We start from the raw sequence: 19,860 nt of genomic DNA, 5'->3' as shown, positions 1-19,860 counted from the left end.
AACCACCGCTGCCAGCTGTTCTACGACGCTGGGGCCACAGCGCGCTTCAACAACCACCGCTGCCAGCTGTTCTACGACGCTGGGGCCACAGCGCGCTTCAACAATGCACGCCTGTGGTTATGGGTCCCGGCTCCCGTGCGCAATTGCGCACTAGGCCGGGACGACAGTGTGCTTGTTGCGCGAGGCGAAATTACATCAACTGCCTCGCCCGAATTCGCATGGGCGTATGCCGAAACACCGGTATTCCCGGCGAACGGGCACGCTACAGTCGATCCACAATGCTGGATCGGACCAGAATGCACGGCGTGATGGGCAAGCCGCCCGGCGCGGCTAAAGACAACATCGCGACATCGAAGGTCATGCTGCTGATGCTCGTCGTGATGACGGGCGTCGCGCCGATCTCGCTCTACATGCTGGTCCCGGCGCTGCCGGTGCTGGCGACCACTTTCGGCCGCGACATCGGCATCGCGCAGATGACCGTGTCGCTTTACATGGTCGGCATTGCGCTCTCGCAGCTCATCATGGGTCCGCTGTCCGACAAGTTCGGCCGCCGCCCGGTGCTGCTCGCAGGCCTCGGCCTGATGGTGGTGGCGGGCATCGGCTCTGACTTCGCCGAGACCCTGCCGCAGCTGATCGCGGCTCGCTTCTTCCAGGCGCTCGGCGGCGCCAGCGGCATGGTGATCAGCCGTGCCATCATCCGCGATCTCTATCCGCGCGAGCGGGTCGGCGCCATGATCAGCCTCGTCGTCGCCGCGCTGATGATCGCGCAGATGGTCAGCCCGTTGACCGGCGGCCTTCTGGAAACCGCATTCGGCTGGCGCGCAATCCTCTATCTCATCACCGCGGCGTCGCTGACCGTCACGATCTTCATCGCGCTGGCGCTGCCCGAGACCCGCCGCGACCGCGCCGACAGTTCGAGCTTTCGCGGCGACCTCGGTGGACTGCTGCGCAGCCGCGCCTTCGTCGGCTATCTCATGTGCCAGGTGCTGGCGTCGCAGATCATCTTCGCCTTCGCCGGCGGCGGCCCCTACATCGTGGTGACCCAGATGGGCCGCAGCAGCGCCGAATATGGCGCGTGGTTCGCGATGACGGGGTTCGGCTACTTCATCGGCAACCTGCTCTGCGTGCGGTTCGCGCCGCGGCACTCGCTGGAGAAGCTGATCTGGTTCGGGCTCGCGCTGCAGCTCGGCGGCAGCCTGTTGAACCTGATCTGGAGTTTTGCCGGGCTGAACCAGGCGCCGCTCTGGCTGTTCGGCACCCAGATGATCGTGATGGTCGCCAATGCCTTCGTGATGGCCAATTCCGCCGCCGGCGCCATCAGCATCCGGCCCGAGGCGGCCGGCACCGCCTCCGGCGCCATGGGCTTCCTGCAGCAGGGCATCGGCTCGCTGATCTCGCAATTCGGCGCCTATCTCGGCGGCCACTCCACGACTACCCTGCCGCTGACCTCGGCGATCTTCGCGATCTCGATCGCCTGCGCCTGCACCATGATCTTCGTGGTGCCGCGGCGGAATGTGGTGGTGAGCGAGGAGCTGATCGCGCAGGCGGAGGAGGATGAGCAGGGGATGATGTGATGGCGCTCGCCCACATCCTCATCCGTCATCCTCGACACCTCGTCGTCATTGCGAGCGAAGCGAAGCAATCCATGCTTCGGCGCATGTGGAGCGATGGATTGCTTCGTCGCTGTCGCTCCTCGTAATGACGGAGGAGGCGCCCTATTCCTCGATCAGCTTCAGCCACTCGTCTTCGGTCAGCACCGCAACGCCAAGCTCGCGCGCCTTGGTCAACTTCGACCCGGCCTCCTCGCCGGCGACGACGTAGTCGGTCTTCTTTGAAACCGAGCCCGCGACCTTGGCACCGAGCCGCTCGGCCATCGCCTTGGCTTCGTCACGGGTGAATTTCGTCAGGGAGCCGGTGAACACCACGGTCTTGTCCGAGACCGGCGAGCTCTTGCGCGGCTGCTCGGCGGGCTTCACATCGATCTGGCGCAGCAATTCGCCGAGCGCCTTGACGTTGCGCGGCTCGGCAAAGAACTCGACAACTGCGTCCGCAACGATCTCGCCGATCCCATCGATAGCGTTGAGATCCCGGTAGGCTTCGGTGGTGTTCTCTTCGTCCTCGCTGCCCTTGGCGGCAGCCAGCATCGCCTCACGGAAATTCTCGATCGTGTGGTAGTGCCGCGCGAGCAGCTTGGCGTTGCCTTCGCCGACATGGCGAATGCCGAGCGCAAAGATCAACCGGTGCAGTTCGATATTGCGACGCGCGTCGATCGCGTCGAACAGATTGCGCACCGAGGTTTCGCCGTAGCCTTCGCGCTCCATCAACTTGGAGGTCGAACGCCCGTCACGCTCGCGCAGGGTGAAGATGTCGACCGGCGACTTCACCAGTCCGTCCTCGTAGAATTCCTGGATCTGCTTCTCGCCGAGCCCATCGATGTCGAAGGCAAGCCGCGACACGAAATGCTTCAGCCGCTCGACCGCCTGCGCCGGGCAGATCAGCGCGCCGGTGCAGCGACGCACCGCCTCGCCCTCCTCGCGGATCGCATGGCTGCCGCACACCGGGCAGGTGTCCGGAAACTTGTACGGCTTTGCGCCGGCCGGCCGCTTGTCCAGCACGACGCTGACGACCTGGGGGATGACGTCGCCGGCGCGCTGCACCACGACGGTGTCGTCGACGCGCAGATCCACGCCGTCCCGGATCGGATTTCCGTCGTTACCGATCCCCTTGATGTAGTCTTCATTGTGCAGGGTCGCGTTCGACACGACGACGCCACCGACCGTGACCGGCTCGAGTCGCGCGACCGGCGTCATCGCGCCGGTGCGCCCGACCTGGATATCGATGCCCTTGAGAACGGTCGTTGCCTGTTCGGCGGCGAATTTGTGTGCGATGGCCCAGCGCGGGCTGCGCGATACGAAGCCGAGCCGCTCCTGCCAGTCGAGGCGGTCGACCTTGTAGACGACGCCGTCGATGTCATAGCCGAGCGACGCCCGCTCCTCGCCGATCTTGTTGTAGAATTTCAGGACGTCATCGACGCTCTTGCACAGCGTGATCAGCGGATTGACCACAAAGCCCACTTTGTCCATCCATTCCAGCATGCCGTGCTGAGTGTCGACGGGCGGCTCGCTCATCTCGCCCCACGTATAGGCGAAGAATTTCAGCGGTCGCGACGCGGTGATCGACACGTCCTTCTGACGCAGCGAACCCGCGGCTGAATTGCGCGGATTGGCGAAGATCGTGTCGTCAGCCGCGGCCTGCTTCTTGTTCAGCTCGAGGAAGTCTTTTTTGAGCATGTAGACTTCGCCGCGCATTTCGCAGGCGGCCGGAACGTTGCGGCCCTTCAGGGTATGCGGAATGTCCTTGATGGTCCGGACGTTGGCGGTGACATCCTCGCCGGTGAAGCCGTCGCCGCGCGTCGCGGCCCGGACCAGCTCGCCATTTTCGTAGCGCAGCGACAGCGACAGGCCGTCGATCTTCGGTTCGGCGACCAGCGCCGGAATGTGGTCGGCATCGAGCTTGAGAAAGCGCCTGATGCGTTCGACGAACTCGGTGACGTCCTCGTCACTGAACGCGTTGCCGAGCGACAGCATCGGAACGGCATGCTGCACCTTGGCAAAGCCGCGGGCCGGTGCAGCGCCGACCGTCTGTGTCGGCGAGTCCCTGGTGACGAGATCGGGAAATCTGGCTTCGATCGCCTCCAGGCGGTGCCGCATGGCGTCGTAGGCCGCATCGGATACGGTCGGCGCGTCCTTCTGGTAGTAGCGCTCGTTGTGGGCCTCGATCTCGAGCGACAGCCGCATGTGCTCGACCTTGGCCTGGGCCTTGGTGAGCTTATCGACGTCGACCAGCGCCTTCTTCGCCTTGGTGGCCATGGGCAAGCTAACTCGCCGCCCGGAGCAGCCGTTCCGCGGCTGCCCTCGCCTCCGCGGTGATCTCGGCGCCGGCCAGCATGCGCGCGATCTCCTCGCGGCGATGGTCGGCGGCGAGCGCGTTGACGCGGGTGGCGACGCGCTTGCCCTTGTCGAGCGCATCCTTGGAGATCAGCAGATGCTGGCTGGCACGGGCTGCGACCTGCGGCGCATGCGTCACCGCCATTACCTGCACCTTGCCGGCGAGACGCGCCAGCCGCGAGCCGATCGCATCCGCCACCGCGCCACCGACGCCGGTGTCGATTTCGTCGAACACCAAGGTCGGCGCCGAGCCGCGATCGGCCAGCACGACCTTCAGCGCCAGCAGGAAGCGCGACAGCTCGCCGCCGGAGGCGACCTTCATCATCGGCCCCGGCTTGGTGCCCGGATTGGTCTGGACCCAGAACTCGACGCGGTCGATGCCCTGCGGACCCGGCGCGGCCGCGTTGCTCTCGACCTGCGTCATGAATTTTGCTCGCTCGAGCTTGAGCGGTGCGAGCTCGGCATTGACGGCCTTGTTGAGCTTCTCGGCCGCCTTGCTGCGCGCCGCCGACAGCTTTGTCGCCGCAGCAGCATAGCGCTTGTCGGCTTCGGCAGCGGCCGCCTCCAGCTTCTTCAACTGATCGGCGCCGGCATCGATCAGCGCGACGTCGCCGGCATATTGCGCGGCCAGCGCGGCCAGCAGATCCACCGGCGTCGAATATTTGCGCGAGGCCGCGCGCAGCGCGAACAGCCGCTCCTCGATGCGTTCGAGCTCGGCCGGATCGAAATCGGTCGCGGCCAGCGCGGCATGGAGGTGCTGGTCGGCTTCTTCCAGCGCGTTGATCGCGATGTCGATCGCCTTGACCGCCGGCTCGATCAGTCCCGGCGCATTGGCGGCGCGCCGCTCCAGCCGCCGCACCGCGGCCGACAAGGCCGATACCGGCGAATGCGAGCCGCCGATCGCCTCCTGCGCCTCGCGCAGATCGGTCGCGACCTTCTCGCCCTGCATCATTGTGGTGCGGCGGTTGGCGAGCTCGGTCTCCTCGCCCTCCTTCGGCGCCAGCGCCTTCAGCTCCTGGGAGGCATGGCGCAGATAGTCGGCCTCGCGGGCGGCGCGCTCCATGCCGGCGCGATGCTCGTCGAGCGCGGTGCCGGCGGTGCGCCTGACATCCCACAGCGCTTCCAGCGCCGCGACATCCTCCTCGTGGCCGGCGAAGGCATCAAGCAGCTGGCGGTGGGTGGAGGCATCGACCAGAGCGCGCTCGTCGTGCTGGCCGTGGATCTCGACCAGAACGGCGCCGACCGCCTTCAGGGTCTGCACGCTGATCGCCTGGTCGTTGATGAAGGCGCGGGTGCGGCCGTCGGCGAGCTGCACGCGGCGCAGGATCATCTCACCGGTGTCGTCGAGGCCGTTCTCGGCCAGGATCCTGGCCGCCGGATGCCCCTTCGGGACATCGAACGTGGCAGTGACCTGGCCCTGCTCGGCGCCATGGCGCACGAGGCCGGCGTCACCGCGGCCGCCGAGCGCCAGCGCAAAGGCATCGAGCAGGATCGATTTGCCGGCGCCGGTTTCGCCGGTCAGCACCGCCAGGCCACGGGAAAATTCGATATCGAGCCGTTCGATCAGGACGATGTCACGGATCGACAGACGGGCCAGCATGCGAGGACAATTCCTAGCCGAGACCTATCTTCTTGAAGGTCCTGCTGATCCAGGATCCCTGATTCTCGCTCGGCTCGAGACCGCCGGACTTTACTAGATTATATGCGTCCTTGTACCAGCGGCTGTCCGGAAAATTGTGGCCGAGCACGGCGGCAGCGGTCTGCGCCTCGCCGGCGATGCCGATCGCCATGTAGGCCTCGGTGAGCCGGTAGAGCGCCTCTTCGACATGGCGCGTGGTCTGGTACTGCGTCACCACGGTCTTGAAGCGGTTGATCGCGGCGGTGAAGTCACGCTTCTCGATGTAGTAGCGCCCGACCGCCATTTCCTTGCCGGCGAGCTGGTCGCGCGCGGCCTGGATCTTGGACTTGGCCTGGGTGGCGTATTCCGAGGTCGGATATTTGCGCACCACTTCTTCGAGCGCGGCGATCGCTTTCTCGGTGCGGCCCTGGTCGCGCGAGATGTCCGGGATCTGGTCGAAATGCGATGCCGCAATCAGGTACTGGGCGTAGGACGCGTCCGGGCTGCCGGGATGCAGCGTCACGTAGCGGGTGGCGGAGCCGATGCAGCTGTCGTAGTCGCCCGCCTGATAGTACGAATAGGCCGACATCAACAGCGACTTGCGCGCCCAGTCCGAGTAGGGATGCTGACGGTCGACTTCCTCGAACTTCTTCGAGGCGGCCTTCAGATCCTTCTTCTCGTTCATCATGTACAAGCCCTCATTGTAGAGCTTGTCCGCGGGCTCATCGACGAACGTGTCGTCCTTGGCCATGAACTTGTCCCAGAGCGCGCCGGTGCCGCAGCCTGAGAGCGGCATTGCCAGCACGACCAGGCCCGCCGCAAAGCGCAGCGTGCGCACGGCCTTCGTCAGGCCGGAGACGTCAGAAGATTCGCGTGGTTCGAGCGCCATACGCATTGCCGACATGAATTGTAAAACCTGACGCCTTTGATGCGGTTAACGGCGACCCCACTCCACCCATGAACCGCGATCATGGATGCAATATCTCTGGTGCCGTTGGCGCCATGTTCGGCAACCGCGGGCCTGTTTAACCGAAAAATGACCGTGGACCAACCGAATACGGAGCCATTCCGCCGGGAATAAGGCGACCCGACGATGCTCACAGCCTGCTGTGGTTATTACGGAAATTGGGCCCGATCGGCTAGGCGATCAAGACCTGGGCGATCAGGACACGTCCGGGCCGTAGGCTGGGGCGACGAGACCGCCCACGGTGCCTGCACCGGCTTCGACATGGCCGCGGACCGGCCGCCGAGCGGTCTCCGATTCGACTACGCGCCAGGCGCTGCGGTCGGCCAGCAGCGCCTTCAGCACCGCGTTGTTGAGCTTGTGACCGCCGCATACCGAACGATAGCTGCCGAGCAGCGGCAGGCCGGCCAGCGCGAGGTCGCCGATCACGTCGAGCACCTTGTGGCGGGCGCATTCGTTGGCGTAGCGCAGGCCCTCAGCGTTGAGCAGGCGGGCCTCGTCGAACACCACCGTGTTGTCGAAGGAGGCGCCGAGCGCGAAGCCTGCGCCCCACAGCCGCGCCACGTCGTTCATGCAGCCGAAGGTGCGGGCACGCGCAACCTCGCGGCGGAAGCCTTCCGGCGAAAGATCAAAGGAGAAGGTCTGCTGGCCGATCACCTTGTTGGTGAAATCGATCTCGACTTCGACGCGGAAACCGCCGGCGAACGGACGCAGCTCGCCCATCGCATCGCCGATCTTGACCTGCACCGGCTTCAGCACCTGGATGAAGCGGCGGACACCTGGCTGGGTCACGATGCCGGCCTGATCGATCGCTGCGACAAACGCCGCGGCGCTGCCGTCCATGATCGGAACTTCGGCGCCATCGACTTCGATCGTGGCGTTGTCGACGCCCATGCCGCGCAGCGCCGCGAGCACATGCTCGGCAGTCGAGACCAGCGGCCCTTCGCGGTCACCCAGCACCGTCGCAAATTCGGTTGCGATCACGGCGTCGGCGGTGGCCGTGACTTCGCGGTCAGCACCATCGAGACCGGTGCGGACAAAAATAAAACCTGCATCAACAGGTGCAGGTCCCAACGTGAGACTGACAGGAAGACCGGAATGAACGCCTACGCCAGTCACGGTGGCTTGCGACCGAAGCGTTGTCTGACGGCTGAATTTCATTCGATAATGCCCACTACCCGACTTCACTCAATTCAAGTGGCCAAACTTCCCCAAGGCCGACTCGCTTGAGCTCCCCAAGTCACGGCAGACCATAGTCACAGCCCTAAACCGCGCCAACTCACGCTTCTTTACCGATTGTTACCCCATCTCCGCCGCATTCACGCCCAAGGTTAACCAAATTGCGGCAGCGAAAACGGTCCTCGGCGGACGGTCATCTGACCACCGAAAGAATAATTAATGATTTAGAATCAGTTGCTTGTTTACCGGCCGCAACCACGGACCCACCAAAAGGAGAAGGCCCCGGCGGTTCCCCACCGAGGCCTTCTTTGTGGTCAAGGTTGTAACAAACTTCAGTTTGCCTGCCGGCGCAGGAAGGCCGGGATATCAAGATGGTCGTCGCCCTGTGGCGCCGGGGCAACAGGCGCCTGACGGCCATGAGCGTCCAATCCCTGCGGTGCCGGGCGCTTCGCATATTCCGATACCGGCGATTCGTTCGCCGATATCTGCTGGGCGACGCTGCGGGCCGGCTTGCGGTCGGGCAGCGGCGGCATCGTCGGCATCGCAGGACCCGAGGCACGGGCCGCGATCGGCGGCTCGGTCTCTTCGTCGCGGCGGCCGAGGCCGACATTGGCCAGCCGCTGCAGCAGCGACAGCCGGGTCTTCTGCGGGTGTTCCGCCTCGCCGTCACCGCTGGCCTGCCGGATCTCGGCCTGCGCCGGCATCGGCAGATCCTCGAACTTCGGCATCCGCGGGGCACGGACCGGCGACCGCTCCGCCGCCTGCGGGATGAAGGTCTCGGGTGGCATCGGCTCGTGCTGCTCGGCCCGGGCCGCCTCGTGGTCCGGGAACAACGTGGGCTTCTGGGCGATTGGGCGCACGGTGACGTCACCGTAGGACCCCGGCTGCATCGGCGCCTGAGCCGGTGCGCTGTCCGGTGCAACCGCGGCAGCGATTGCCGCGAGCGCTGCGCGCTCGACGGCCGGACGCTGCTGGGCTGCGGCGGCAGCTGCAATCGGAGCAACCGTCACGCCGGTCGGCGGTTCCAGCTTCTGGGCACGCTCGGCCATGCGCTGATTGTCGGCACGTAGGCGAGCGGTCAGATCGGCCAGCCGGCTCTCGGGCGAGCCGCCCGGCTGCTGCGCGGGAGCCTGCGCACGGGAAGCGATCGCGGCCTGCTCGATGCCGGTTGCGACCACCGAGACGCGAATGACGCCGTCGAGCGATTCGTCGAAGGTGGCGCCGACGATGATGTTGGCGTCGGCATCGACTTCTTCGCGGATGCGGGTCGCGGCTTCGTCGACCTCGAACAGGGTGAGGTCCTTGCCGCCCGTGATCGAGATCAAGAGGCCGCGGGCGCCCTTCATCGAGCTATCGTCGATCAGCGGGTTGGCGATCGCGGCTTCCGCGGCGGTCAGCGCGCGCTTCTCGCCGGTGGCCTCGCCGGTGCCCATCATCGCCTTGCCCATCTCACGCATCACGGCGCGGACGTCGGCGAAGTCGAGGTTGATCAGGCCTTCCTTGACCATCAAGTCGGTGATGCAGGCGACGCCCGAGTACAGCACCTGATCGGCCATCGCGAACGCGTCGGCGAAGGTGGTCTTCTCGTTGGCGACCCGGAACAGGTTCTGGTTCGGGATGATCAGCAGCGTGTCGACCACCTTGTGGAGCTCGGAAATACCGTGCTCGGCGGTGCGCATGCGGCGCTGACCTTCGAAGTGGAACGGCTTGGTGACCACGCCGACGGTGAGGATACCCATTTCGCGGGCAGCCTTGGCGATCACGGGCGCAGCACCGGTGCCGGTGCCACCGCCCATGCCGGCGGTGACGAACACCATGTTGGCGCCGGTGAGATGATCGCGCAGCTCGTCCATGACCTCCTGCGCGGCCGCAGCACCGACATCGGGCTGCGAACCGGCGCCGAGGCCCTGGGTGACCTGGGTGCCCATCTGGACGATGCGCTGCGCCTTCGACATGGTCAGCGCCTGAGCGTCGGTGTTGGCGACGACGAAGTCGACGCCCTGCAACCCGGCGGTGATCATGTTGTTGACGGCATTACCACCCGCGCCGCCGACGCCGAAGACGGTGATCCGCGGTTTCAGCTCGCTGATGTCAGGGGGTGTCAGATTGAGTGCCATGGTTGCCTCTCTCGATTATGCGCGCGTTGGTTCGTCCCGGCCGCTGGCCGCGGGAGCTGGTGAAAATGCAGTGAGCCGGGGTGCGGTCATCAGAAGCCCTCGCGAAGCCATCGTCCGACCTTTCCGAAGTAACCGTCTGTCCCTGTCCTGAGCTGCCGCGTGCGCCGCGGTTCGACATGTTCAAGATGTGCGTATTGCGGATAGACCAAGAGGCCCGTCGGCACCGAGAACGAGGCGCCCTTCGCCTCGTTCGGCAGCCGGCCGAAACCGAGCGGGCGGCCGATGCGGACCTGACGGTTCAGGATACGGGCGGCAAGCTCGACGGTGCCAGTGAGCTGCGATGCGCCGCCGCTCAGCACGACGCGCGCCCTCGGCTCTGCCGCAAAGGGGGAATCCGCGAGCCGGTCACGGACCATTTCGAAAATCTCCTCGGCGCGATGCCGGACAATGTTCGCGATCGTGGCGCGGGACACGATTTGCGGTGTCTCCCGATCATCGCCCGCAGTGGGAACGGACATCAGCTCCCGCGAGTCCGAACCGCCGGTCAGCACCGTGCCGTATAAAGTCTTGATTCGCTCGGCATCCGCAATGCATGCGCCGATGCCGCGCGCAAGATCCATCGTGATGTGTTGCCCACCGAGCGCAAATCCCGACGCGTGCACGAGGCGGCCGCCGGAGTAAGTCGCGATCGTGGTCGAGCCCGCACCCATCTCGACGACGGCAGCGCCGAGATCGGCCTCGTCATCGGTCAGCACCGAGAGGCCCGCGACATAGGGGCTCGACGCCATGGCTTCGACATTGAGATGGCAGCGCTCGACCACCAGCATCAGGTTCTTGGCAACCGTCGCATCCGACGTCACCACGTTCATGTCGACGCCGAACTGGCGCGCCACCATGCCCCTGGGATCGCGGATGCCCTTGACGCCGTCGAGCGCGTAGCCGACCGGCAGCGCGTGCAGCACGGTGCGGCCGGCACCGGCGGCGTGGCGCATGCCGGCCGAGGTGACGCGGCTGATATCGTCCGAGGTGACCGAGCCGCCGCGGATATCGGCTGCGGCTTCAACCAGTTGACCATGCAGCCTGCCGCCGGAGACCGACAGCAGGACGGATTCGACGCGGACCTTGGCCATGCGCTCGGCCAGCGCCACAGCATGGCGCACCGCCTTCTCGCATTCGGCGAGATCGACGACGGAGCCGGCCTTGACGCCGCGCGACTGGATCTGGCTGTAGCCGATCAGCTCGACCGCATGGGTGCGGCCGCGCAACGCCTCGTTCGGCGGCGACGGCCGGAGCCGCGCGATCATGCAGGCGATCTTGCTGGAGCCGACATCGAGCGAAGCCACCATCGCGGTGCGCTTCTGCATCGGACGGGTCTTCGGGGTCAGATTGCGATCGAGGCCGGTCATGCGGAGTCACCGGCCTTCTTCTTGGACTTCTTGTCCTTGAACAATTCGTCGCGCGCTTTGCCGGCTTCCTCGGACAATTGCACGATCAGGCGATCGGGCAGCCGCATGTCGACGGCGACGATGTCGCGCGAGAACAGCTTCTCGTCCTTGTCGAGCCTGGAGAGCGCGGCGAGCGCGTTGCCGACGTCGTTCTCCGGCAGCCGGACGTCGAGACCGTCCTTCAGGCGCAGGTTCCAGCGCCGTTCGCCGACGAAGATCGCAGCCTTAGTCACCGCGCGCACCTGCGGGTAGCGGTCGAGCAGCGCCAGGAAGTCCTGGGCGCGGGTGTCCGCCCCCTTGCCCACCACCAGCGGCAGATTGAGGAAGCGGCGCGTGACGTAGGGCTCGAGCACGGCGCCGTCGGATGCGATCACCGACAGGCGACCGTTCTGCTGCCACAGCGCGAAGGCGGTGCGCTCGACAATGTCGATCTGCAACCGGCCCGGATAGAGCTTGAGGATCGTGGCGTCCGCGATCCAGGGATTGGCCTTCAACTTGGCGCGCACGGTATCGGCGTCGAGGAACAGCAGCGAGGAGCGGCCGTTGACGCCGCCGATCGCAAGCACCTCGTCCTGGCTCAGCTGCTTGCGGCCGTTGATGCCGACGGTGGTGATGCGGAAGCCTGCAGAATTGGCCAGCGCGTTGCGGGTGTCGCTGAGCGCCGTCGTGAACTCTTCGAGGTGGCCGCCCTTGACGATGCCGAAGCCCAGGCTGCCGAACAGGATCGCGAGCGTCGCCACCAGGCCGATGCGGCGCGGCAGATAGCGTTCGACCATCTGAATGTAGCGGTTCGGCGGCTCGCGATCGATCACCTGCGGCCGCTTGGCAGGACGCGCGCGACGGCGGCGAGCGAGATGGGCGCCGACATACTCGCGCAGCAGCACTGCCGCTCCAATAGCGGCTGCTCTCAGGTCAGCTTGAGGCCCCAGCGATCGCAGCGATCGAGTGAGGCGTCCTGCACCATCCATTGCACGAACTCGTCACGTGTTGCGCCCGCAAACCCCGCGGGTCCCGGCACAAATCACGTCTCGGCAAGACCGGTGGGATTAGAGTGGCCCCCTGTTCCCTGGTTGCGATCCTCGAAGCGGAATTCCGCGACAGCTCACGCCCCGGCAGCCAAGCGCTACATGCGCCGCCAGCGTTAACCTTCGGGCTTCCTGGTAAACAAACGGTAAATGAGTTCGGCCTGGAGCGTATTTTGATCAACGCTGTGAGTACTTTGCCGCGTACCCGTTAGCATTTTAGCAACAGCGCCCGGGTTCCATCCGGCCGAGTCGGCGGGTTCCCGCCTGACTCGGCCTTAACTTCTGGCGCGGCGGCGGGCGAGCTCGATCTGGTCGTTGAGGAAGTCGGCAAAAGCGATCCCCTGTGCTTTCAAGGCCTTAGGGTACAACGATGCCGCGGTGAGGCCCGGCAGCGTGTTGGTCTCGAGGTAGACCGGGCCATTGGCCGATATGATGAAATCGCTGCGCGAGTACCCGGCGCAGGACAACGCGCGATGCGCCTTCAACGCATGGTCCATGATCGCGGCACTGACCTCGGGCGCGAAGCGGCCGGGACAGATCTCCTGGGTCGACTTCAGAAGGTATTTGGCTGTGTAGTCGAAGGCTCCCTCCCCGGGCACGATCTCGATCGGCGGCAGCGCCAACACCGTGCCGTCGGATTGCTCGAGCACCCCGCAGGTCGCCTCCACGCCCGCGACGTACGGCTCGATCAGATAGTCTTCATGCTTGGCGGCATTGCGGACCGCGACGAGATCCTGCTGTGCGTTGACGAAGATCAGCCCGTAGCTCGATCCGTCCTTGGCCGGCTTTGCGATCAGCCTGCCATGTTGCGCGAAGGCCTCGTCGAGCTGTGCGATGGTGATGCCCTGCGGTGCGTTGAGGCCGGCGATCGCCGCGAAGCGCTTGGCCGACGGCTTGTCGAACGCCAGATGCGACGACGCCGAGCCGGAGCCGGTGAACGCAACGCCGCGCAACTCGCACATCGCCTGCAATTCGCCATTCTCGGCGCGGCCGCCGTGCAGGCCGAACACCAGCACGCGCTGCTCAGCGCTCGCTCTGTCGAGCGCCTGGTCGAGCGCGATGCCGCGCCCGTCGGGCTTGAAATCGACCTCGAAAGGCCGCGCATGGCCCAGCAGCTTCTCGGACGACACCGCATGCACGGTGTCGTCAACGTCCCAGAACCAGAGGTCCGCTTCGGGCAAAGCGCGGTGCAGCGCCTGCGTGCTCGCGACCGAGACCAGCCGCTCCTTGTTGGTGCCGCCGAACAGAATGGTCACCTGCATCAGCTTTTCCCAATCCGCTTGATTTCCCAATGTAGCTCAATTCCGCTGGTTTGCTTGACCCGTTCGCGCACCGTCTCTCCGAGCGTCTCGATGTCGTGCCCGGTGGCGTTGCCGGTGTTGATCAGGAAATTGCAGTGCATCTCCGACACCTGCGCACCGCCGACCTTGAGGCCGCGGCAGCCGGCGGCGTCGATCAGCTTCCAGGCGCTGTTGCCGGGCGGGTTCTTGAAGGTCGAGCCACCGGTCTTTTCGCGGATCGGCTGCGCGGTCTCGCGATGGGTCTGCACCTCGTTCATGCGGGCACGGATCGCATCCGCATCGGTGATCCTGCCGCGGAAGCGCGCCGAGGTGAAGACAACAGACGGATCGACACCCGAATTGCGATAGACGAACTTCATGTCGGCATTGCCGAATGTATGCTTCACGCCGTCGCGGCCGACGCCGGTGGCCTCGACCAGCACATCCTTGGTCTCGCCGCCATTGGCGCCGGCGTTCATGCGCAGCGCGCCGCCGACCGTGCCGGGAATGCCGAAAAAGAATTCCATGCCGCCAATGTTCGCCGCCGCCGCCGTCTCGGCGACGCGCTTGTCGAGCGCAGCAGCGCCGGCGGTGACGACATCGCCGGCCGCGCTGGTTTCGCCGAACGCACGCGGCGCCAGCCGGATCACGACCCCGGGCATGCCGCCGTCGCGCACGATCAGGTTGGAGCCGACGCCGACGACATAGATCGGCAGCTCCTGCGGCAACCGCTTCAGGAAATAAGCGAGATCATCCTCATCGGCCGGCGTGAACAGCACCTGCGCCGGACCGCCGACACGAAACCAGGTCAGCTCCGCCATCGACTGGTTCGCCAGCAGCCGCCCGCGCAGCTCCGGCATCGCGGCTTTCAGATCGGGCGTGATGTCGGGAAAGGTCATGCGTGACCACTCCATCCGTCATGGCCGGGCTTGTCCCGGCCATCCACGCCTTGCAGTATCTCCACATGGCAGGTGGATACGTCTACTTTCTGACCAACCGTCCAAACGGTGTGCTCTACGTCGGGGTAACGAGCGATCTCGTCCGCCGGATATTCGAGCATCGTTCCGGCTTCGTCGATGGCTTCACCAAACGATACGGACTGAAGCGGCTGGTCTATTTCGAGCAATTTGACGACATCCGTATCGCCATCCAGCGCGAACACACCATCAAGCATTGGCCGCGCGCTTGGAAGATCCGCAAGATCATCGCAGCGAACCCAGACTGGGACGACCTGTACGACACGATAGTGCAGTGAAGACGTGGATGGCCGGGACAAGCCCGGCCATGACGTGGTGAGATACGAGGCCTCCATCACCCCAGCGCCTTCAATTCGCCGGGCAGCGCGTAGGCCCATTGCGTGATGTTGCCGGCGCCGAGACAGACCACGAGGTCGCCCGACTTGGCGAGGCCGTGAACGATTGTCGCGAGCTCGTCGGCGTTCGGCAGCGGGACAACGTTGCGATGACCGTGGGCGCGCAGGCCGGCGGCGAAATGATCGCGGTCGACACCGGCGATCGGCGCCTCGCCGGCCGGATAGACCTCGGCGACCACGACCGCATCGGCGTCGTTGAAGCAGGTGCAGAATTCCTCGAACAGCGATTGCAGGCGGGTGTAGCGATGCGGCTGCACCACGGCGACGATCTTGCCGTTGGTGGATTCCCGCGCCGCCTTCAGGACGGCAGCGATCTCGACCGGATGATGACCGTAGTCGTCGATCACGGTGACGCCGTTGGTCTCACCGGTCTTGGTGAAGCGCCGCTTGACGCCGCCGAAGCCGGCCATCGCCTGGCGAATGACGTCGTCGGAAACGCCGAGCTCGTGCGCGACCGCGATCGCCGCCGTCGCGTTGGATGCGTTGTGGCGTCCCGGCATCGGCAGCATGATATCGGCGATCTCATGGATCGCGCCGGACTTGCGATCACGGATTGCGACCTTGAATTTCGAGCCGCCGCCCATCGGCGTGAGATCCAACAGCTGCGCATCGGCCTGCGGGTTCTGGCCATAGGTGATGATGCGGCGATCCTCGATCTTGCCGACCAGGGTCTGCACCACGGGGTGGTCGGTGCACATCACGGCGAAGCCGTAGAACGGAACGTTCTCGACGAAATTGCGGAACGCATCCTGGATCGCCTCGAAGGTCTTGAAGTGATCGAGATGTTCGGGATCGATATTGGTGACGATGACGACATCAGACGGCAGCTTCAGGAAGGTGCCGTCGCTCTCGTCGGCCTCGACCACCATCCAGTCGCCGGCGCCTAACCGCGCGTTGGAGCCATAGGCATTGATGATGCCGCCGTTGATGACGGTCGGGTCGAGCCCGCCGGCATCGAGCAAGGTCGCGACCATCGTGGTGGTGGTGGTCTTGCCGTGGGTGCCGGCGATCGCGACGCAGCTCTTCAGCCGCATCAATTCCGCCAGCATCTCGGCGCGCCGCACCACCGGAATGCGCCGTTCGCGCGCCGCCATCAGCTCGGGATTGTCGCGCTTGATCGCAGTCGAGACCACGACGACATCGGCGCCGTCGACATTCTCGGCGGCGTGGCCGACCGAGACCTTGGCGCCCTTCTTGCGCAGCCGAGCGAGATTGTAATTGTCCGACGCGTCGGAGCCCTGCACGGTGTAGCCGAGATTGATCAGCACCTCGGCGATGCCGCTCATGCCGATGCCGCCGATCCCGACGAAGTGAATGGGTCCGATCTCGCGCGGCAGTCTCATGATCCGGTTCCTGACATCATCATCCGTCCGGTGCGAGCTTCGCTGCGGAGCGGACGATTTGGCTTCTCTGCGCGCCTCATATGGACGGCGCGGACTACTGGATGCCCCGCTTTTCCCATGCGTGACAAGGGCTTTTTCCACCCCGCGGCCGCGGAAATGCCGCTGTTATCAGCTACCCGCCAGTGCTGGTGACCTGACGTCACGGACATCCCCATTCCGCCCCGGCGGCTACGCCGCTCCCGGCCGCGCGGCGCGCGCCGCGAACTCGTCCTGCATCTCAATGACGCGAAGATAATTGCGCAGGCGATTGGTCTCGAGCACACGCAGCAGCTTGTTCTGGTGGTAGGGCAGCACGAGCTCGGCAAGCGATGCGCTCCAGGCGGCGTTCATATCAAACATCACTCCAAGGCCGAACACGGCGGGGATCTCGGCGAAGCCGAACTCCCTGCCCTGCGCTAGCTCTTCGGCGAGGAAATCGTCGATCGCGGTCATCACGCCATTGCGTGCGCCGCCGGCCATGTTTGCGAATGCGGCAAGGCCCGCGCCGCGAAATCCGCGCCCCTCGACCAGCACCGGGCGATCCAGCATGGCGCCCGCATCGAAGCTGTGCGGATGGCGATACGCGGCCGGAATTTGCGCGGGTGCGTAATACATATCGCGCCGCCCGCAGGGCCAGCCGACATCGTGCAGGAACACCAGAACCGGCTTGCCGGCGCGGCGGCTGATCGCCTCGATCTGCCGGAGCTCGTGATAGACCGTGTACCAATTATGGTCGCCATCGACGATCCAGGCGTCGGCGGCATCCAGCTCACCGAGCGCATCGAGGCTCGGCTTCGCGACGTGACGCACATTCGGATTGGCAGCCACCCAATCGAGGAATTCACGCTTCGGCGCCGGATCGATGCTGGTGAGTTGGCCGCCCCGTGCGTTGCAGTGCTCGGCGAGCAACGTCGACATGCCGCCATATTCAGCGCCGATCTCGACGACATCGCGCGCATCCGCAAGGCGCAGCGCTTCCAGGATCAGGTCCGAGAATTCCGAGTCGGAGTGGATCAACAGACCCGTCATCATCAAGTCTCCCCCGGCGTCCTGCCGGATTGGCGCATCAAATCCCGGCCACCTTGGCAACCAGATCGGCGAGCCGCTCGGCGGCATCGAGCCGGCCGACGCTGCGCGCCGCCTCCGCCATCGCGGTCAATTTCTGGGGCTCGGCGGCAAACGCCGAGATTTCGGCCGCCAGCCGCTCGGGCGTGAAGTCGCTCTGCATGATGCGCTGCGCGCCGTTTGCCTGCGACAGCACGCCGGCATTGGCGAACTGGTCCTGATCGATCGCGCCAGGCAGCGGCACCAGGATCGAGGGCCGGCCGATCGCGGCGAGCTCGGCGACGGTGCCGGCGCCGGAACGCGAGATCACGAGCTGGCTCGACGCCAGCCGCGCCGGCAAATCCGGGAAGAACGGCGCCAGCTCGGCATTGATCTTGAGCCGGTGATAGACCTCGCGCACCCTGGTCATGTCCTCGTCGCGCACCTGCTGGGTGATGATCAGGCGGCCCCACAGCGCGGGCGCCAGCTTCTCGATCGCAGGCGGCACGATATCGCTCATCACCCGCGCGCCCTGGCTGCCGCCGACGACGAGCAGGCGCAACGGGCCGTTCGCCTCGGGCGGCGTGTATTTCACCGCAGCTGCGGCAAGGATGGCCGGCCGCATCGGCGTCCCGACCGTGGTCGCCTTGCCGGCCAGCGCCGGATCGCGATCGAGCACGCCGGGCAGCGAGGTCGCGATCGCGTTGACGCGGCTGGAGAGGAAACGGTTGGCGCGGCCGAGCACCGCGTTGGCATCGTGAATGATGCCGGGAACGCCGAGCATCCGCGCCGCCACCAGCGGCGGCAAGGTCGGGTAGCCGCCGAAGCCGACGACGGCCGCGGGCTTCAGCCGGCGCACCAGTTTGGCGGCAACCAGCGTGCCGTAGCCGAGCATCAGCGCGGTCTGCGCCAGCGAGATCGGATTGCGACCGCGCACGGTGGCGCTCGGCACCAGGTCGATGCTCTCCCGGCCGAACAAGCCGGAGTAGCGCAGCGCGCGGCCGTCAGTCGCGAGCCGGACGCGCAGGCCACGCCTGATCAGTTCCACGGCGAGCGCTTCGGCCGGGAACAGATGGCCGCCGGTGCCACCGGCCGCCAGCAGAATCAAGGATGGTTCAGCCATGGCGCCAATTTATACCGTCATTGCGAGCGAAGCGACGCAATCCATAGTGCCGCACATCGGATAGATGGATTGCTTCGCTTCGCTCGTAATGACGACAGGATGCATCATGCGTAGGCGCGCTGAGCACTGGCGCCTTCCATCGATTCGATCTCGGTGCGCGGCCGCTGCCGCGTCAGCGCCAGCATCATGCCGACGCCATAGGCGAGCGAGACGAAGGACGAGCCGCCATAGGAGATGAACGGCAGCGTCATGCCCTTGGCCGGGATCAGTTGCAGATTGACCGCCATGTTGATCGTCGCCTGCACGCCGAACAGGATCGCGAGCCCCGACGCCGCAAAGCGCGAGAACATGTCCTCGGTGGCATAGGCGCGGGTCAGCGTGCGGATCACGATGAAGCCGAACAGCGCGACCAGCATCAGGCAGAGGATGATACCGAATTCTTCCGCAGCGACCGCGAACACGAAGTCGGTGTGGCTGTCGGGCAGGCTGCGCTTGGCGATACCCTCGCCCGGCCCGAGCCCGAACCAGCCGCCGTTCCAGAACGCCTCCATCGCGGTGTCGACCTGGAAGGTGTCGCCGGAGGCGGGATTCATGAAGCGCTTGATGCGGCCCGCGACGTGCGGCACCAGCAAATAGGCGCCGAACAGGCCTGCGCCGGCGGCGCCGGCAAGCCCGAACACCCAGATCATCCGCATGCCCGCGATGAAGAACAGCGCGCCCCACACGGTGAGGATCAGCATGGTCTGACCGAAGTCCGGCTCCATCACCAGGAGCGTGACCAGCATCATCAAGAGCACCAGCGCCATCGAGGTCGCTGGCATCTCCGGCCGCTTGGTCGATTCCGCGAACAGCCAGGCCGCGACGATCACGAAGGCCGGCTTGGCCGCTTCGGAGGCCTGGATGTTGACGCCGAGCAACGTGATCCAGCGCCGCGAACCCTTGACCTCGGGCCCGATCAAGAGCGTGAGCACGATCAGCACGATCGACACCGCGAACACGATCAGTGCAGTGCGCCGGATCTGCCGCGGCGTCATGAACGACACGCCGATCAGCACGATCAGCGACGGCACCAGGAACATGACGTGGCGGTTGAAGAAGTGGAACGGATCGAGCCCGATCCGGGTCGCCACCGGCGGGCTCGCCGCCAGCGACAGGATGACGCCGGCGAGCATCAACGCGGCGATCGCCACAAGCAGCAACTTGTCGACGGTCCACCACCAGTCCGAGAACGGGGTGCGTTGGTCACGGGCGAGCATGGGTGTCCCCAGATGGCAGAGAGAACGTCCATTCGTGGCGCAGGATGGTTTCCAAAGGGTTAACGGGTTGGGTAACTTTTGAGGGAGGGGGTTGATGCCCCCAAGCAC

General features: G+C 65.6%; 16 protein-coding genes and 1 pseudogene. 3 read left to right on the top strand and 14 right to left on the bottom strand.

The window, feature by feature from the left end:
* Positions 1-309: hypothetical protein (locus H8A95_RS32865; RefSeq protein WP_229186953.1), on the top strand; the 309-nt coding region annotated here is incomplete at its 5' end.
* Positions 297-1,574, top strand: coding sequence for a multidrug effflux MFS transporter (locus H8A95_RS32860; protein WP_229186952.1), 1,278 nt, complete (start codon positions 297-299; stop codon positions 1,572-1,574). The genes H8A95_RS32865 and H8A95_RS32860, both read left to right, overlap by 13 nt.
* A 141-nt stretch (positions 1,575-1,715) precedes the next feature.
* Here H8A95_RS32860 and ligA read toward each other — a convergent pair whose 3' ends face one another.
* The 10 genes and pseudogenes from ligA to murB all read right to left on the bottom strand — a co-directional run bounded on the left by ligA (position 1,716) and on the right by murB (position 14,474).
* Positions 1,716-3,869, bottom strand: coding sequence for an NAD-dependent DNA ligase LigA (ligA, locus tag H8A95_RS32855; protein ID WP_229186951.1), 2,154 nt, complete (start codon positions 3,867-3,869; stop codon positions 1,716-1,718).
* A gap of 7 nt (positions 3,870-3,876) precedes the next feature.
* The gene (gene recN / locus H8A95_RS32850; protein ID WP_229186950.1) at positions 3,877-5,547 is read right to left on the bottom strand and encodes a DNA repair protein RecN; all 1,671 of its coding nucleotides are present in this window, start codon (positions 5,545-5,547) and stop codon (positions 3,877-3,879) included.
* A 13-nt stretch (positions 5,548-5,560) separates the two neighbouring features.
* Entirely contained in the window at positions 5,561-6,469 is a 909-nt protein-coding gene (locus H8A95_RS32845; protein WP_420839486.1) for an outer membrane protein assembly factor BamD, read from the bottom strand.
* A gap of 258 nt (positions 6,470-6,727) precedes the next feature.
* Positions 6,728-7,690 carry a UDP-3-O-acyl-N-acetylglucosamine deacetylase gene (lpxC, locus tag H8A95_RS32840; protein ID WP_163151883.1) on the bottom strand — a complete coding sequence of 321 codons (963 nt, stop codon included), beginning with the start codon at positions 7,688-7,690 and terminating at the stop codon, positions 6,728-6,730.
* 350 nt (positions 7,691-8,040) lie between these two features.
* Entirely contained in the window at positions 8,041-9,825 is a 1,785-nt protein-coding gene (gene ftsZ / locus H8A95_RS32835; protein ID WP_229186949.1) for a cell division protein FtsZ, read from the bottom strand.
* Between the two features lie 89 nt (positions 9,826-9,914).
* On the bottom strand, positions 9,915-11,231 hold the full coding sequence (gene ftsA, locus H8A95_RS32830) for a cell division protein FtsA (RefSeq protein ID WP_229186948.1): 1,317 nt from the start codon (positions 11,229-11,231) through the stop codon (positions 9,915-9,917).
* The gene (locus H8A95_RS32825; RefSeq protein ID WP_229186947.1) at positions 11,228-12,238 is read right to left on the bottom strand and encodes a cell division protein FtsQ/DivIB; all 1,011 of its coding nucleotides are present in this window, start codon (positions 12,236-12,238) and stop codon (positions 11,228-11,230) included. Before H8A95_RS32825 ends, ftsA begins: the two co-directional genes overlap by 4 nt.
* Positions 12,178-12,499 (bottom strand): annotated as a pseudogene (locus tag H8A95_RS32820) (D-alanine--D-alanine ligase); the annotation flags it as partial. The gene H8A95_RS32825 and the pseudogene H8A95_RS32820, both read right to left, overlap by 61 nt.
* A 71-nt stretch (positions 12,500-12,570) precedes the next feature.
* On the bottom strand, positions 12,571-13,557 hold the full coding sequence (locus H8A95_RS32815) for a D-alanine--D-alanine ligase family protein (RefSeq protein ID WP_229186946.1): 987 nt from the start codon (positions 13,555-13,557) through the stop codon (positions 12,571-12,573).
* Positions 13,557-14,474: a UDP-N-acetylmuramate dehydrogenase gene (gene murB / locus H8A95_RS32810; protein WP_229186945.1), complete on the bottom strand. Its 918-nt coding sequence runs from the start codon at positions 14,472-14,474 to the stop codon at positions 13,557-13,559. Before murB ends, H8A95_RS32815 begins: the two co-directional genes overlap by 1 nt.
* 20 nt (positions 14,475-14,494) lie before the next feature.
* Here murB and H8A95_RS32805 point away from each other — a divergent pair, with 20 nt between their 5' ends.
* On the top strand, positions 14,495-14,830 hold the full coding sequence (locus H8A95_RS32805; RefSeq protein ID WP_229186954.1) for a GIY-YIG nuclease family protein: 336 nt from the start codon (positions 14,495-14,497) through the stop codon (positions 14,828-14,830).
* Positions 14,831-14,886: 56 nt separating this feature from the next.
* Here the strand turns inward: H8A95_RS32805 and murC are convergent, their stop codons facing one another.
* The 4 genes from murC to ftsW all read right to left on the bottom strand — a co-directional run bounded on the left by murC (position 14,887) and on the right by ftsW (position 19,752).
* Positions 14,887-16,290, bottom strand: a complete 1,404-nt coding sequence (gene murC / locus H8A95_RS32800; protein ID WP_229186944.1) for a UDP-N-acetylmuramate--L-alanine ligase — start codon at positions 16,288-16,290, stop codon at positions 14,887-14,889.
* A 228-nt stretch (positions 16,291-16,518) separates the two neighbouring features.
* Complete coding sequence (locus H8A95_RS32795) at positions 16,519-17,358, bottom strand: class I SAM-dependent methyltransferase (protein WP_229186943.1); 840 nt, start codon at positions 17,356-17,358, stop codon at positions 16,519-16,521.
* Positions 17,359-17,395: 37 nt separating this feature from the next.
* Positions 17,396-18,496 (bottom strand): undecaprenyldiphospho-muramoylpentapeptide beta-N-acetylglucosaminyltransferase, encoded by a 1,101-nt coding sequence (murG, locus tag H8A95_RS32790; protein ID WP_229186942.1) that lies wholly within the window; start codon positions 18,494-18,496, stop codon positions 17,396-17,398.
* Between the two features lie 104 nt (positions 18,497-18,600).
* Positions 18,601-19,752, bottom strand: a complete 1,152-nt coding sequence (gene ftsW / locus H8A95_RS32785) for a putative lipid II flippase FtsW (RefSeq protein WP_229186941.1) — start codon at positions 19,750-19,752, stop codon at positions 18,601-18,603.
* Between the last annotated feature and the right edge of the window lie 108 nt (positions 19,753-19,860).

Origin of the sequence: Bradyrhizobium oropedii (genome assembly GCF_020889685.1) — a bacterium.
Lineage (GTDB): Bacteria > Pseudomonadota > Alphaproteobacteria > Rhizobiales > Xanthobacteraceae > Bradyrhizobium > Bradyrhizobium oropedii.
The sequence above is the reverse complement of the archived record's forward strand: the minus strand, read 5'-3'. Positions and strand labels throughout refer to the sequence as shown.

Coding starts and splice junctions, on each gene's coding strand:
- H8A95_RS32860 (WP_229186952.1), top strand. CDS start 297: ATGCACGGCGTGATGGGCAAGCCGCCCGGCGCGGCTAAAGACAACATC.
- ligA (WP_229186951.1), bottom strand. CDS start 3,869: ATGGCCACCAAGGCGAAGAAGGCGCTGGTCGACGTCGATAAGCTCACC.
- recN (WP_229186950.1), bottom strand. CDS start 5,547: ATGCTGGCCCGTCTGTCGATCCGTGACATCGTCCTGATCGAACGGCTC.
- H8A95_RS32845 (WP_420839486.1), bottom strand. CDS start 6,469: ATGTCGGCAATGCGTATGGCGCTCGAACCACGCGAATCTTCTGACGTC.
- lpxC (WP_163151883.1), bottom strand. CDS start 7,690: ATGAAATTCAGCCGTCAGACAACGCTTCGGTCGCAAGCCACCGTGACT.
- ftsZ (WP_229186949.1), bottom strand. CDS start 9,825: ATGGCACTCAATCTGACACCCCCTGACATCAGCGAGCTGAAACCGCGG.
- ftsA (WP_229186948.1), bottom strand. CDS start 11,231: ATGACCGGCCTCGATCGCAATCTGACCCCGAAGACCCGTCCGATGCAG.
- H8A95_RS32825 (WP_229186947.1), bottom strand. CDS start 12,238: ATGGATGGTGCAGGACGCCTCACTCGATCGCTGCGATCGCTGGGGCCT.
- H8A95_RS32815 (WP_229186946.1), bottom strand. CDS start 13,557: ATGCAGGTGACCATTCTGTTCGGCGGCACCAACAAGGAGCGGCTGGTC.
- murB (WP_229186945.1), bottom strand. CDS start 14,474: ATGACCTTTCCCGACATCACGCCCGATCTGAAAGCCGCGATGCCGGAG.
- H8A95_RS32805 (WP_229186954.1), top strand. CDS start 14,495: ATGGCCGGGCTTGTCCCGGCCATCCACGCCTTGCAGTATCTCCACATG.
- murC (WP_229186944.1), bottom strand. CDS start 16,290: ATGAGACTGCCGCGCGAGATCGGACCCATTCACTTCGTCGGGATCGGC.
- H8A95_RS32795 (WP_229186943.1), bottom strand. CDS start 17,358: ATGACGGGTCTGTTGATCCACTCCGACTCGGAATTCTCGGACCTGATC.
- murG (WP_229186942.1), bottom strand. CDS start 18,496: ATGGCTGAACCATCCTTGATTCTGCTGGCGGCCGGTGGCACCGGCGGC.
- ftsW (WP_229186941.1), bottom strand. CDS start 19,752: ATGCTCGCCCGTGACCAACGCACCCCGTTCTCGGACTGGTGGTGGACC.